At 56.6% G+C, this 13,616-nt stretch carries 11 protein-coding genes and 1 pseudogene; 3 read left to right on the top strand and 9 right to left on the bottom strand.

All coding sequences use genetic code 11. From position 1 onward, the window contains the following. Nucleotides 1–441: 441 nt before the first annotated feature. The gene (locus EA462_RS13060; protein ID WP_124179024.1) at nt 442–1,398 is read left to right on the top strand and encodes an NADPH:quinone reductase; all 957 of its coding nucleotides are present in this window, start codon (nt 442–444) and stop codon (nt 1,396–1,398) included. Here the strand turns inward: EA462_RS13060 and EA462_RS13055 are convergent. From EA462_RS13055 to EA462_RS13040, 4 genes are all read right to left on the bottom strand, one after another. Then, the gene (locus EA462_RS13055; protein WP_124179023.1) at nt 1,388–1,891 is read right to left on the bottom strand and encodes a VOC family protein; all 504 of its coding nucleotides are present in this window, start codon (nt 1,889–1,891) and stop codon (nt 1,388–1,390) included. The genes EA462_RS13060 and EA462_RS13055 overlap by 11 nt on opposite strands. A 789-nt stretch (nt 1,892–2,680) precedes the next feature. Beyond that, nucleotides 2,681–3,388 (bottom strand): cyclase family protein, encoded by a 708-nt coding sequence (locus EA462_RS13050; RefSeq protein WP_124179022.1) that lies wholly within the window; start codon nt 3,386–3,388, stop codon nt 2,681–2,683. Between the two features lie 91 nt (nt 3,389–3,479). After that, on the bottom strand, nt 3,480–4,724 hold the full coding sequence (locus EA462_RS13045; RefSeq protein ID WP_124179021.1) for an MFS transporter: 1,245 nt from the start codon (nt 4,722–4,724) through the stop codon (nt 3,480–3,482). 64 nt (nt 4,725–4,788) lie between these two features. Then, nucleotides 4,789–5,871: a zinc-dependent alcohol dehydrogenase gene (locus tag EA462_RS13040; protein ID WP_165872067.1), complete on the bottom strand. Its 1,083-nt coding sequence runs from the start codon at nt 5,869–5,871 to the stop codon at nt 4,789–4,791. 154 nt (nt 5,872–6,025) lie between these two features. Between EA462_RS13040 and EA462_RS13035 the strand changes: the two genes are divergently transcribed. Continuing rightward, nucleotides 6,026–6,817, top strand: coding sequence for a cyclase family protein (locus tag EA462_RS13035; RefSeq protein ID WP_124179019.1), 792 nt, complete (start codon nt 6,026–6,028; stop codon nt 6,815–6,817). Nucleotides 6,818–6,992: 175 nt separating this feature from the next. Here EA462_RS13035 and EA462_RS13030 read toward each other — a convergent pair whose 3' ends face one another. From EA462_RS13030 to EA462_RS13010, 5 genes are all read right to left on the bottom strand, one after another. Next, the gene (locus EA462_RS13030; protein ID WP_124179018.1) at nt 6,993–7,394 is read right to left on the bottom strand and encodes a universal stress protein; all 402 of its coding nucleotides are present in this window, start codon (nt 7,392–7,394) and stop codon (nt 6,993–6,995) included. Nucleotides 7,395–8,667: 1,273 nt separating this feature from the next. Further along, nucleotides 8,668–9,642: a deoxyhypusine synthase gene (locus tag EA462_RS13025; protein WP_124179017.1), complete on the bottom strand. Its 975-nt coding sequence runs from the start codon at nt 9,640–9,642 to the stop codon at nt 8,668–8,670. A 92-nt stretch (nt 9,643–9,734) separates the two neighbouring features. Continuing rightward, nucleotides 9,735–11,396 carry a mechanosensitive ion channel domain-containing protein gene (locus EA462_RS13020; RefSeq protein WP_124179016.1) on the bottom strand — a complete coding sequence of 554 codons (1,662 nt, stop codon included), beginning with the start codon at nt 11,394–11,396 and terminating at the stop codon, nt 9,735–9,737. A gap of 228 nt (nt 11,397–11,624) precedes the next feature. Continuing rightward, nucleotides 11,625–12,350 carry a ParB/RepB/Spo0J family partition protein gene (locus EA462_RS13015; protein WP_124179015.1) on the bottom strand — a complete coding sequence of 242 codons (726 nt, stop codon included), beginning with the start codon at nt 12,348–12,350 and terminating at the stop codon, nt 11,625–11,627. 226 nt (nt 12,351–12,576) lie between these two features. Beyond that, nucleotides 12,577–12,951, bottom strand: coding sequence for a Rid family detoxifying hydrolase (locus tag EA462_RS13010; RefSeq protein ID WP_124179286.1), 375 nt, complete (start codon nt 12,949–12,951; stop codon nt 12,577–12,579). A 473-nt stretch (nt 12,952–13,424) separates the two neighbouring features. Here EA462_RS13010 and EA462_RS17585 point away from each other — a divergent pair. Continuing rightward, nucleotides 13,425–13,604 (top strand): annotated as a pseudogene (locus tag EA462_RS17585) (carbohydrate ABC transporter permease); the annotation flags it as partial. Nucleotides 13,605–13,616 lie beyond the last annotated feature (12 nt).

Raw genomic sequence — 13,616 nt, 5'->3', positions numbered from 1 at the left:
TAGAACAATATAGCGGATGAGTCCGATCATCGCGTAGAACAATATAGCGGATGAGTCCGATCATCGCGTAGAACAATATAGCGGATGAGTCCGATCATCGCGTAGAACAATATAGCGGATGAGTCCGATCATCGCGTAGAACAATATAGCGGATGAGTCCGATCATCGCGTAGAACAATATAGCGGATGAGTCCGATCATCGCGTAGAACAATATAGCGGATGAGTCCGATCATCGCGTAGAACAATATAGCGGATGAGTCCGATCATCGCGTAGAGCGAGAGAGTATCGTGACCAGTCGATTCCGAATGTCGTCAGCGAGTGGACGCGCGTGCTCCGACGATTATTGTTCGATGTGGGAAGTGGCGTGTGGGCGAGCGACGTCGACAGACGCTTGACCGGTTCCAGAACTTTTATCGCAATTGCAAGGTACGGTTTACTCATGCGAGCTAATCGCTATCGAGAATACGGTGAGCCGAACGTACTACAGGTCGAAGACATCGAGCAGCCGGAACCCGATCGGGGCGAAGTCGTCGTAGCGATCGAGGCCGCGGGGGTCAATCCGCTCGACACCAAGCTGCGCTCCGGGGCGTACGAGTGGGCGACCCCGCCGATGACGCCCGGTGCCGATTTCGCGGGCGTCGTAACCTCTGTCGGCCCCGGCGTTACCGACTTCGCGGAGGACGACCGCGTGTTCGGAACGGGGCTCGGAATCGGACGACAAGGATCGTGTGCGGAGTACGTCTGCGCGTCGCTCGAGCACGTCGCACAGTTACCGGATAACGTCTCGTTCGAAGAGGGAGCCGCCCTGGCTTTGGTCGGCGTGACCTCCTGGGAAGGGATGGTCGAGAAAGCGGGACTCAAAGCCGGCGACCGGTGTCTCGTCCACGGCGGGAGCGGCGGTGTGGGTCACGTCGCGGTCCAGGTCGCAAAGGCAGCGGGTGCGTCCGTCACGGCGACGGCCTCGCCGCAGTATCACGATCAGGTAGAGAAGCTGGGGGCGGATACGGTTCTCGATTACTCCCGCGACGATCTCGCAGACGCAATCGCGAGCGCCGGATCCCCCGACGTGATCATGGACCACCGCATCAACGAGAACATCGACCTGAACACCCAAGTGGCCGCACAGGGCGCGCAGATCGTCGCGATCTCCGGCACCGATATCGAGCTGTCGTATTCGAACAGCGGGATGGCCCGCGGAAAGATGCAAACCCTTCACCACTTCGCGATGCCCCAGATGTCGACGTTCGCCCCCGCGCTCGAGCGCGTCGCAACGCTTGCGGGGAACGGACAGGTTTCGCCGGTGATCGAGCGCACGTACGGCCTCGACGAAGTGGCGCAGGCGCACGAGGACGTCGTCGAGGAGAGCTTCCTCGGGAAGCTCGTCGTCACTCCCTAGGCTCGATCGACGCCGTCGTGTTTTCGAAGTACAGCTTTGCCTCCGTTGCATCGCCGGTCTGTTCGAGCTGATCGGAGCGTTTGATCACGTTACTGACGATCGATGTATCGAGCTCGTCGACGTCCGGATAGTTCACCTCGACGAGATTTCCGGCCGGATCGTCGATGTAGAACTGCACCGCGCCGTCGGGCAATTCGTAGACGACCGGTTCGTTACCGCCGGCGTCGAAGTCCGACTCGAGACCGCGCTCTACGGATTGCTGGTAGACGTATTCGAAATCGTCGACGTGAACGCCGATGTGGTAGAAGTCGGCCGCCTCTATCTCTCGTTTGAACAGGTGCAACGTACGGTCGCCACAGCGGAGCCACTCGACCGGCACCGAAAATCGCGGAGACGGAACCCGTTCCATTCCGAACAGCTCTTCGTAGAATGCGACGGACTCCTCGAGATCGGTGGCCAGGACGCTGGTGTGGGTGAACTCGCTCAGTACCATAGCACGATCCTTCACGCGGGTTCGTAAAAAAATTGTGGTGGACATGTCGATCGCAGTACCGTGCGTCACTCCCCAATGCCCGGCCCATTTCGAAACGTTCAGGCCGGGCAGTCGGATCGAATCGGATGGGGAGTCAACACATACCATAGTATCGGGCAATATTTCCACTGGGTGGGACTTTATATTGAGAAACGGTCAAGACCGGCTATGCTCGTTAGATACCACGGAGTAATCCCGTTTTGTGGGATATTAAGTGCTGTGAACGGTTGGATTCACAGTATATTACACGAGTACGGCCGTAAATGAATCTGGAGAAACCGGAAATGCTGGACGCCGTGCAGAAGAAGAGCCAATATTGACAATAGTATGTTTGTAATAGTATAGGGATCAACTCAAATCGAACGAAAGACGGCCGCGGGAAGAACACTTAGTGTTCCACATAATGAGATTCGGAGACCGAGCTGCAGCGTGTTATCTGCGGAACGCGGACAGAAGCCGACGATGTTCGTCGAGACGCGATCGCACAACCGTCCACGATGAGAGCAGTCTGTCGGACGAGCGACTCTCGTACTCGATGTCGTAATGGGACTGACTCACGGCCAGCGCGTTGGTTCCTGACAGGAATGCGATAAGGTAGCGGCGGTGCTGATGCGGGACATCGTCTCACTACACGGAATCGTTCATCACACCCACGCATCGGAGTACGAGTCGAAGTGCAAACCCGTCGGTACGAAACGTTCGTGAGGCGATCGGATGACTCGCAGATCCGTTCTCGGACCGCGAAAACGATTACTCGTCCTCGAGCTTGGCTACCGCCCGAATCGGAGAGCCGGTTCCACCACGTAACGGAAGCGGAAATCCGATAAACGTGAAGGCTTCGCCGACGACGCGATCAATACTACAGAGGTTTTCCATGTGCGGCACTTCGAATTCGGTACAGAGGGTGTGACAGGGATAGGTTCCGCTGGGATTGTCCGGGCTGGGTTGATCCACGCCGAAGTTCGCGACTCCGGCGTCGATAATCCACCGCGTAGCCGCCTCCGTCAGTCCTGTGTGCTGCTCGTTGTACGAGCGACCAGGGTGGGTCCGATCGTAATGACCGGTGTGAAGGAGCAGGGTATCGCCTTTCTCGAGCGTCTGGTCGGTCTCCGAGAGTGCCTGTCGAACGTCGTCCACGGTGATATACCCCTCCGGATCACAGTGTGACACGTCGACCGCCTTCCCCGGTGTGTGAAAGTTTTCGAGGGACATTTCGTTGATCGGTTCACCATCGGGTTTGTAATGCCGGATCGAATCGACGTGACTCGGGCCGTGTTCCGATATCTGAAACGTCCGAGACTCGTACGTAAACGTCGGATCCTCGATTCCAGCCTGGGTTCGGAAGATGTACTCGGAATCTTCGAACGTCGTGTCGGTCCAGATCACCGTATCCGGGTGAGCGAAGTACACGGGATGTTGACTGTAAATCTCCTGGCTCAGATCGACAAATTCGGCCATAGCACAACATGGTTCGGTCGACACAATAAATTTTGGCTCGGAGAACGGCCGTTTCTCGCCCGATGAACCGTCGTCGATGAGCGCACTCACGTTATTCGTGATCTGCGTGGGTAAGGAACGCGCTTGCACCGATCACTGCTAAACTCCCAAGCAGGAGCAAGAAAACGCTGAGTGAAAACGAGCCGGTCCGATCCGCAACCGCGCCGACGAGCAAGGGACCGACGAATCCGCCGATCTCACCGATCATAAACACCAGACCGACCGCACTCGCCACCAGCTTTCCCTCGACGCCCTTCATCTCGACAGGTAGCGAGCGGACGAACGTGGCCAATCCGCCGAGGCCGAAGCCGGCGACGAATACCGCAAAGAGGATCGGAAATACGGCATCGTCGGCCACCAACAGAACGAACGTCCCGGCGGAAGCAAAGATACCGCACGAGAAGAGGGCAGTCCGGCGACTCGTCTTGAAGTCGGAAAGGGGAGGGAGTACTAACGTTCCGACCAGCTGTGCCACCACGAACAGGCTCGTCGTCCACACCGCGATCCGAGTCGTCAAGCCGCGTTCCTGAAGAATCACGGTCAGCCAGTTTTGCAATCCGTGTACGAGCAAGAGATACGAGAAGCCGACAACTGCGAGCAACAACACACCCCGATGCAAAACGAGCCGTCGGAGATCACGAGAGACGGATCGGTTCCGATCTCCCGAGCGTTCCACAGATCGATTCGCGTCAGTTCGCCACGGTAGACGGCGTTTTGTCCACGTGTATGCGAGAAACCAGACGACAGAAAAAGCCAGAACGGCCAGACCGCTGAAGAAAAACACGGGTCTCCATCCGCCTAACAGCGGGCCCGCTATCGGTCGACCGACTGCAAATGCAGCGGCGGTCCCCGCGTACATCCCGACGAGGTACAGCGAAGACATCGTTCCCGATCGTTCCGGAGGATATAGGGTAGAGACGAGTTTCGGCAAACCGAACGTTATCCCGGTTCCACCGACCCCAATCAGAACGGTCAACAGCAGAATCGACCAGAATTCGTGTGCGACGCTCCTGAGAACCTGTGCACCACCGAACAGAACCATTCCGTATCCGATCGCTCGAGGAGCCCCGATGCGATCGGTGAGTATTCCACTCCACAGCGCGAACGGAATGTAGACGAACGAGATCGCCCCCGTGAGGAGTCCCGCCTGCGTGTTCGAAAGCGCAAACTCGTCGCTGATCGGACCGAGAAACGCAGGAACGAGGAGCCAGACGAACATGAGCCAGACGTACCCGATCGTCCCGAGCGCTAACATCACGTGGGCGGCGGGTGCTTTCATAGCGTACGGGTCAGACACTAGTCGTCGCGTCCACCTGACTCTTACGTTCGAGTTCGGCTACCGGCTCGGACGGACCGTGCGATCAAACGTGTAAGGCGACTTTGATCGCACCGTCGTGACGGTCGACGAACGTCTCGTACGCCGTCTCGAACTCGTTGAAGGAAAACTCGTGGGTGACGAGCGCCGAAACGTCGACGGTTCCGTTTTCCACTAGCCGGGCGCTGGCTTCAGCCAGGTTGGCGTGGGCGCGACAGCCTCGGAACTCGATTTCCTCCGTAACGAGATCAGCCATCGGGATCTCTTGGTGGTTGACTTTCGGAATCCCGTCGAGACTAACGGTGCCACCTTTCCGAGTTATCGCCACCGCCTGCGAGAACGACGACGACGTTCCCGCCGCCTCGAGGGTGACGTCCACGCCGACGTCACCGGTGAGTTCCATCACCTGTTCGACGACGTCGTCGTCGGTGTACGGGATCGTGTGATCCGCGCCGAGCTCCGCTCCGACTGTATTTCGATCCTCGCTTCCGATCGCGATCACGTTTCCAGCACCCAGCGCCTTCGCGTTCTGTATCGCCAGTAAGCCGACGGTTCCCGTCCCGATCACGGCGACGTTCGCGGCAGGTCCGATGTTGCCTCGCTCCGCGAGGTACAGCGCGATCGCGTTCACGTCGAGTAACGCGCCTTCCGTAAAGGAGATCGATTCGGGCAGGTGGTACAGGGTGTCCGCGGGTGCCGCGATGTACTCGGCGTACGCGCCGCTCGAGGTGTGTCCGATCTGGCGGTGGCCGCTGTCGAAATCACCGTAATTTTCACAGAGGTTGTACTTACCGTTCCGACAGTTTTCGCAGTAGCCACAGCCGTGGTGTGTCTCCGCGAAGACTCGATCACCCGGGGACAGTCTCGAGACGTCTTCACCGGTTTCGACGACGGTCCCGGCCCACTCGTGTCCCGGCGTGAAGGGAAACGAGGGCGGCCATCCGTCGACGTCGCCGTGGAATATTTTGGGGTCGGTCCCACAGATCGATACCGTATCCACCTTGCACAGGACGTTATCGGTCTGATCGATATTCGGCGTTTCTACCGTCTCTATCGACCATTCTCCCGCTTCCTCGACGACGAGCGCGTCCATGTCAGTCGGCAGTGCTGCCTGGTCGTGGGTTGACATGCCACGATAGAATCTCCTGTGCCACATTAATCTTTGGATGGATCCACGTCAAAACGGAGCGTTCACGAGCGCCTCCCTCTTCGGGAAAGGAAGAAAGGGATACCGTAACCAAATCTTTTAATACGATATATCGGAAATAGATCCTCAGCACTGCATGACAGCATTCGACTCGTTGGAGCAAATAGACCTTAGTCTTGGCATCGTTCCGGATTCAGACAGTGAACCGTGGCAACCTCACGTGGACTACTGGGACCACGAAGGAGGTGCGGAACGGCTCGCACAGAACCTCCGTGAGTCGGGGTACGGAGACATCACGGCGGACGACTTTCCGGGCGGAAGCGGTCTCGCCTGGGAGGAAGTCACCGCGATTCCACACACGGGAACCCACGTCGACGCGCCGTGGCATTACGGGCCGGAGTCGGAAGGAGAGCCGTCGAAGACAATCGACGAACTTCCGACAGACTGGTTCTGTGGTGAAGCCGTCGTGCTGGATTTTACCTGGAAAGACAACGGAGCGGAGATTCAACCACACGAGATCGACGAGCAACTCGCCACGATCGATCACACTCTCTCGGCCGGAGAGATCGTCCTCATTGAGACCGGTGCGGACGAGCTCTGGGGTACCTCCGAGTATCTCACCGACTTCCCGGGAATGGGCGCGAAAGCAACGAAGCACCTCGTGGATCAGGGTGTGAAAGTGATCGGTATCGACGCGTACGGATTCGACAAACCGTTCGAGACGATGGGAGAGCGATACAAGGAGACGGAGGACACCTCCGAACTATGGCCCGCGCACCTGGCCGGACGCGAGGCAGAATACTGTCAGATCGAAAAGATGGCGAACTTCGACGAGCTTCCCCAGCGAACGGGAATTCACCTGGTGACCTATCCGATCAAGATCGAAAACGCCAGCGCTGGATGGGCCCGGCCAGTCGCGTTCGTTTAGGATCGCCTGTACGGTCGCGGTGGGGCGCACGTCGATTGTTCGGCTCGAAGTAGATCGCCACTGTTCTTCGCTCCGTCGCAAATCCGACGGTCGATTCGATGCAGCAACGGGACGGTTCGAGATGTAATGCTGTTCAGGGTCGGGAGGATCGTCCTCAAGTGCGGCAAACGACCCGCTACTCAACGGAATCAGTTCCGGCGATGAGGACCGGTAGATTCGTGTTCAAAATGACGTCCTGCGTGACGCTGCCAAAGAGTAACTTCCCGGTCTTCGAGCGCTTCCTCCCAGCGAGACAGATTACATCGACGGCGTTGTCTTCGGCGTACGATAGTATCTCGTCCGCCGGGTCGTTGCTCCGTTCGTCCAGTTCGACAGCGATACCTTCGTCCTCGAGTGCCTCCTGAATGAGATGCGTGGATCTGAGTTGCGTTATCGACGCACTGTTCGGATTATCCGTGAAAACGTGTAACACGGTAACTGTTAGCTCGTCGGTTTCGAGCGGGAGATTCAAGACGGTTTGAATTTGGTCTTTCGCGTGCCGTTCGTCGTCGTCGATCGGCAATAATACGTTACTCATGAGTCGTATCATTCGTTAATAGGATATATAAGTTTGCACCTGAACGTAGCAACCGGTTGGCTCGAGTATTTCGATGTGCGTTGTAATCGTCATTTCGACAGTAGAGCCACCTGTGGGAAAGAGATATTTCGTGGGCCTGTAGTGAGATCGGAAAGCACTGGATTAGAGGTTACCGGTCGCTCAACATATCCACTTCGCACAGCATATTCTATATATCGTCATAAGGTTTAATAATAGAGTTACGGACCGAAGAGGCGGTACACGTGCCGATATACGCAAAATCGACAAAATACCATCCACTTATCTAAATGGCTATTTAACAAAGTGAATCTAATATAGTCGATACCGTCGTCCGTGCACCGCACCTGAATGCCAGATTCTGGGCTACTGCGAAAATAGAGGACATCACTATCGATTACGCGAAATCGGGATATTCAATCACAATCGCCGCTCACGCTTTTTGTCGTCGTTCGAAAGACCGGAGATAGTTCGTGATGGCGGAACGACGAGCCATTTTGAACCACGGTTGACGACGCCAAAGTGTGGAGCGTCTCACCACCTCTTTCGACCGCCAAGTGAGCACGGGTAGCGATTTACATAGAAACCGTGTGGCTGCTGTATTCCCTTGCTCGCACCTTCGTGTGTCGTCAGAAATCCGAGAGTTCTGATGACGCTCGCTGAGGATAGCGTGGGACTCGCAATGAATTAGTTACGTTCCGTGAATATTTCTACTTCACCTGCCGACAGCTGGTGCCTGTACTGGTACTACCTCGTACAGCCGTTCCCACACTGCTATCGAGTATTATCGAGTCCAACAGACTATGCGAACGGGACGTAGCGCCCCCAGTTACAGCTAAGATCGAGCGCGAGATGAGCTACGAGCAGTGCCGCGAAGCCGCCATCCGTACCATTCGAACCTATGAAAAGCGCCTGTTTACAAAATATAGTACATAGTGCTATACTAAATTCGTTCGGTCTCGCTATTCTCGGAAGTCAACCACGAAACAATAGTAGCGACTACGCGCCACCGTACACTAGAGCGAGAGAGTCGACGGTATACTCCTCGAGTCGAAATCCCGTTTGAACGGTCCGGAGACAGCCGAAAACAGCTCTCTACAGCGGGTCCAGTAACCAACTTAGTGAATTAGACGAGTATCGGACACACAGAATAACGATTTACAAGAAGGGCGTAACAGTTACACTCGAGCGAACGATCTGGCCGCCGTTTCCATTGGTCTGCTAATCGATCGGTACTCGAGGATCGGTTTCGAGGTCAGTTTTTGAACGCGCTGGCGACGAGCAGTGGGAAGACGAGAGTCGCTTCGGCCTCGACTTGCGTGTAGTTGTTTTCCGCGTCTTTGATCTTACCCCACGAGACCGCTTCGTTGGGTGGCGCGCCGGACAGTGAACCATCGCCTTCGATACCGGTTGAGATGTAGACGACGTAGTCGGCCCCGCCGCGGAACAGGTTCGTCATGATCGCGTGATGTTTCGGAACGCCGCCGCCGACCGCGATGAGTCCCGTCGTGTCCGAAAGCAGCGCCTCTTCGATCAGCGAATCGTAGTCGTCGAGAATCTCGATCCCGACGTCCGAATCGTAGCCCTGCCGGTAATAGTAGAGGAAGTTCCCGACTTCTGCGTCCGTCAGCGCAGGACAGTAGACCGGAACGTCGTTGTCCGCCGCCTGTTTTAGAACCGAATCCTCGTCGTCGAGGGTTTCTCCGAGTTCCCGAGCAAACGCGGTCGGTGTGCGAACTTTCTCCTCCGCAAAGAAGTCCTCGAAGAACTCGTAGAGGTACTCTTCCAGCCAGACGTATCGATCGGACGGAACGAAGATGTTTCCCAGCCGATTGATCCCTTGTTCGCGAAGTTCGGACTCGTCGGCGTCCCACTCGCCCATCTTGAACGGCTTCTCGGTTTTGATGACGTCTTCGGTCAGCGATCCGGACGTCGTGATGAGTACGTCGACGTACCCCTCGCGGATCAGATAGGCAACGACTTCACGCAACCCGGAGGAAACGATGTTCGACGTGATCGTCAGATAGATCGTCGCATCGTTCGCCTGCATTCGCTCTGCGATATCGATCGCTTCTGCGAGCTGTGTCGCCTGAAATCCCGTCGTTGCGTACGAATCCAGCATCGCGTCGAAGTCGAACGATCCGCGGAAATCGTAGCCGCGGACGTCCGCTCCATCAAGCTCTTCGTCGCTACCCGGAACGACGTGCGCTCGAGAGTCGTCTTCGTCCATACGAAACCCTACTGGACGCACCGGTTTGAATCGTCCGAATCGAATCGACTATCGTTCGACACCCGCCCGTCTGCACGACTCGAGACGGACGATCAATCTCGCTCTGGTGGCGATCCGTCCGAGACGTGCTGTTCGTCGAACTGGTGTGTGGTCTCCGCCCCGTCGTCCAGAAAACTGAGTTCCCGCTGAGGGAACGGAATCGTGATTCCGGCGCGATCGAACGACTCGTAGACGCCACGGTTGATCTGGTCGATCGCGCGCTTTTCGACCAGCGGGTGGTTGATGTACACTCGGAGTTCGAACACCAGCGCCGAGTCACCGAACTCGAGGAACAACAGCTTCGGAGACGGCGACTGACGTACGAGCGGGCACGTTTCACAGACCTCGAGGGCGAGTTCTTCGACCAGCTCGTGATCGGTGCCGTAGGCGGTGGTAATCGGAATCCGCAGGCGCATGTGTCGCTGGGGTGCGCTCTCGTTTACGACCTGCGTCGAGTTCAACATCGCGTTCGGGACCGTCACGAGCAGGTTGTCTTCGGTCAAGACCGTCGTACTGCGAATGCCGACGTCAGTGACGGTTCCGCGCATATCGTCGTCGACGCGAATAACGTCCCCGAGCTTGTACGTGTTGTCGAAGTACAGCGCAACGCCTCCGATCAGGTTCCCGATGGCGTCCTGGGCGGCGAACCCGAGTACGATTCCGAGAAGTCCCGCCGAAGCGAGAAACGGCGTCACCTCGAGGTCCCAGATCGAGATCAAAAGCAAGACAGCACCGACAGCGACGAGGATCGTCCAGAGGTTGCCGAACATCGGCGCGAACTCGTGTGTGGTTTCGCCGTCCTGTAGGAACTCGATCCAGCGTCGACCGATTCGAATTGATGCACGAGCCCACAGGAGGACCAATCCAGTCGCGATGAGCCCCACGATGATCGGCGTCGAATCGACTAAATCGAGCACGAGCAAGCTCAGATACACACCGAGAAACGCGATGGAGATTGCGACGGGGGAATGGATCTCCGCGAACACGGCGCGACCGAACGTCGTTTCCGCACTTTCGCCGTCGAGATACCGACGGCTCAGTTCTTGAATGAATCGGGCCAACAGCGCAGATCCACCCAGTAGGATCACCACAATCAGCCAGTTCTGTTCGAGGCTCGAAACGGTGTCTTCCATCAGGATCGATCCCAAAAGCGCTTCAGCGCGTGCTCCCACGGAAGCCGCCGCCTCGAGCGATACCGGATCGAATCCGGATACGAACGACCACGAGACGGCGGATCGAAGCGTCATCGGCGTCGGTAACGCATAGTTAACCGAGTGGTAAATACTGTCTGGTCTCGATCGTGGTGAGGCGAGCCGCGTACGGAGACTGCGGTCGCCGCCTGGAATCGATCGTTCGGCCGCGGTTTTACCTCCTGATTCGAACGATTCCACGAGAGATGGGAACTCGTCGATCGCGACGATACAGTCGTCGTCGGAGAGTACCTCTCCGAGATACTCGATCGCATCGTCCCAGTCGTCGGTTTTGGGCACGCGCTCGTGCCGGAAAGCGGCGAGTGTGTTGATGAATTTTTCTCGCTGGACGGGTTCAGAATCCTGAGTGGCGAGGTGATATACGTGCGAACGATCCGTACAGAACTCTCGGATGAGTTCAGTCTTTCCGACGCGGCGACGGCCGTAGATGACGACGAACGAGAAGCGATCCGTGGCGTGCTCTCGAGAGAGCGCCTCGAGTTCGTCCTCGCGGTTATAGAACATTATTACGATAATTATTATCGAGACAATGACCTAGTCGTTCGGGTCACTTCGGTGCTGGTCAGATCGAAGCGTCAAAACGAAGCCGCGGAGTTCGAAACAGTACCTGGGAAAGGTTGGCTGTGGAATGCGGATGCCAATCAAAGAAACGCCACTACAGAAACATGTAATATGTTAGTTTATGAAATATAATAGTGTATTGTGGCCGGAATCTCCGTTGAATCGCGGGAGCTACATCTTCGGGGTAACATCCTCGAGGATCTCGTCGGCTCTAGATCCGAGAGTCGACCGAATTCGGTGTCGGGCAGCCGAACGCTCAGCACGATCGTATGTGTCGAGGTGCCACCTCGCCCACAGCCGTGTTGCGGTCTCGTCGTCGAGATACGCACAGTGACACGGAACGGTTTCGAATCCGGCGACGTGGCAGGCCCAGATCCGCTTGTGACCGTTGACGATCTCGAATCGTCCATCGCATCGTCGTACGAGTGGAGCGGGGTCGGGATAGCCTCGTTCAGTGATTTCAGCGACGAAATCGCCGTTCTGTGCGGTCGTGAAATTTCGAGCGTGGTACGGGGACGGATCGATGCTCGAGATCTGGATCTCGATCGGGGAGAGGGTCCCGACCCGCCGAAGCCGCTGTGACGGGAACGCATACGTCGTGACGTCGTCCTGATTTGACCGCTCGAGCGGAATCGGATAGCCACCGGTGTAGTACGGATACTCGCCGTCGAGCGTAGTCCGATAGATCACGATGACGACCCGATCATCGGCCGGATACGTTGGATTGTCCGATGCGAGCGGTCCTCGGCCGTTAACAGTCCACTCCGTGGCAACGATCGGTGGAACGTTGACGACGATAGCCTCACTCGGTGAATCGTCCTCCCTGTCGACGACGATATCGCCCGCCTCGAACGGCGGCTCGTCGATCGCGATCTCGTTCCGAGTTGTTCCAGACATATACTATCACGTATAGTAGAGTAATTATTAAATCTTTAGTCAGGGTGGGCCAGGAATAAAGTTTCGATGAGAGGAGAAGTGCGAACGGTCTGGCTATGCCATATACTTATCAAATTCTATAGTTTAATACGTAATAGCATGTTACCAGTCATGATAGGTTCGAATGGGGATAGACAGGTCAATCGAATCGAGGCAGAGACTCGAAAAGCGGGTCGAAGCCCGTGAGTTACACCGTCGCAATTACTTCGATTTCGACACCGATGTCGATCGGAAGGTCCTCGACCTGAACGGCACTCCGCGCAGGGTACGGTTCCGTCATATACGAACCGTAGACGTCATTGATCGCGTCGTAGTCGTCCATGTTCTGGACGAAAACGGTCGCTTTAACGACGTTTTCCAGCGACGAATTCCCGGCCTGAAGGACGGCTTCGATGTTCTCGAGCGATCGTTTGGTCTGGTCACGGATTCCGCCATCGATTATCTCACCCGTCTCCGGATCGACCGGGCCTTGACCGGAGACGAACAGTCGGTCACCATCGTGAATTCCCTGGGAAAACGGACCGATACTCGCCGGTGCCGCATTCGTACTGATTTCTTTCATCATCAGACGATCTGTCCAGGATGGTAATAAAGCGCTCGGAACAGAGCTCACAGCGGGCATCGTCAGCATCGAACCAGTTGCACATCACCTACACCGAACGGAGAAGTGTCGTACATCCAGCAATGATGAACGGTCAGCAGTCCAATCAAGTTTGGGACCCATAGAGATCTAGTCGATTCGGTGGCGTTTCGGATAGCGAACAACGAAGCGTTTGATATTACAGTCATACACTCGTAATCCAGTGCTCGAGGTTCTACGGAGACGAAGCCGTCGGTCCGAACGACGACGAAATTCTTCCAACAGTAGTGGAAGTAGGGGAAACAGTATCACCAGGACGTTCGTAGCTACGGTTCAGGGCAGGGAGCGTCGCTCGTGCATCCGACAGCTTCGTGCCGAGAGGTGAGGTTCGCTCCACGAGCGCGATCTCCACCAGAGCGCGGATTGCGATCCACGTCACGGTACGGACGGACGAAGCCTCGAGCGACGTCACCCCGTTCTCGATCGGAATCCAGCGGTTCGAAACGCAAGCACAGACGTACTGGGGACAGATGATGGCCGCATCCACCGTCGCGACGGTTCCGTTGATCGTGATCTTCGTCCTCTTCCAGAAGCCGATCGTCGACGGCCTCACGTCCGGGAGCGTCAAGGAATAACACCCCACCGTT

Origin of the sequence: Natrarchaeobius halalkaliphilus (assembly GCF_003841485.1) — an archaeon.
Lineage (GTDB): Archaea > Halobacteriota > Halobacteria > Halobacteriales > Natrialbaceae > Natrarchaeobius > Natrarchaeobius halalkaliphilus.
This window is presented reverse-complemented; position numbering and strand designations above follow the sequence as displayed.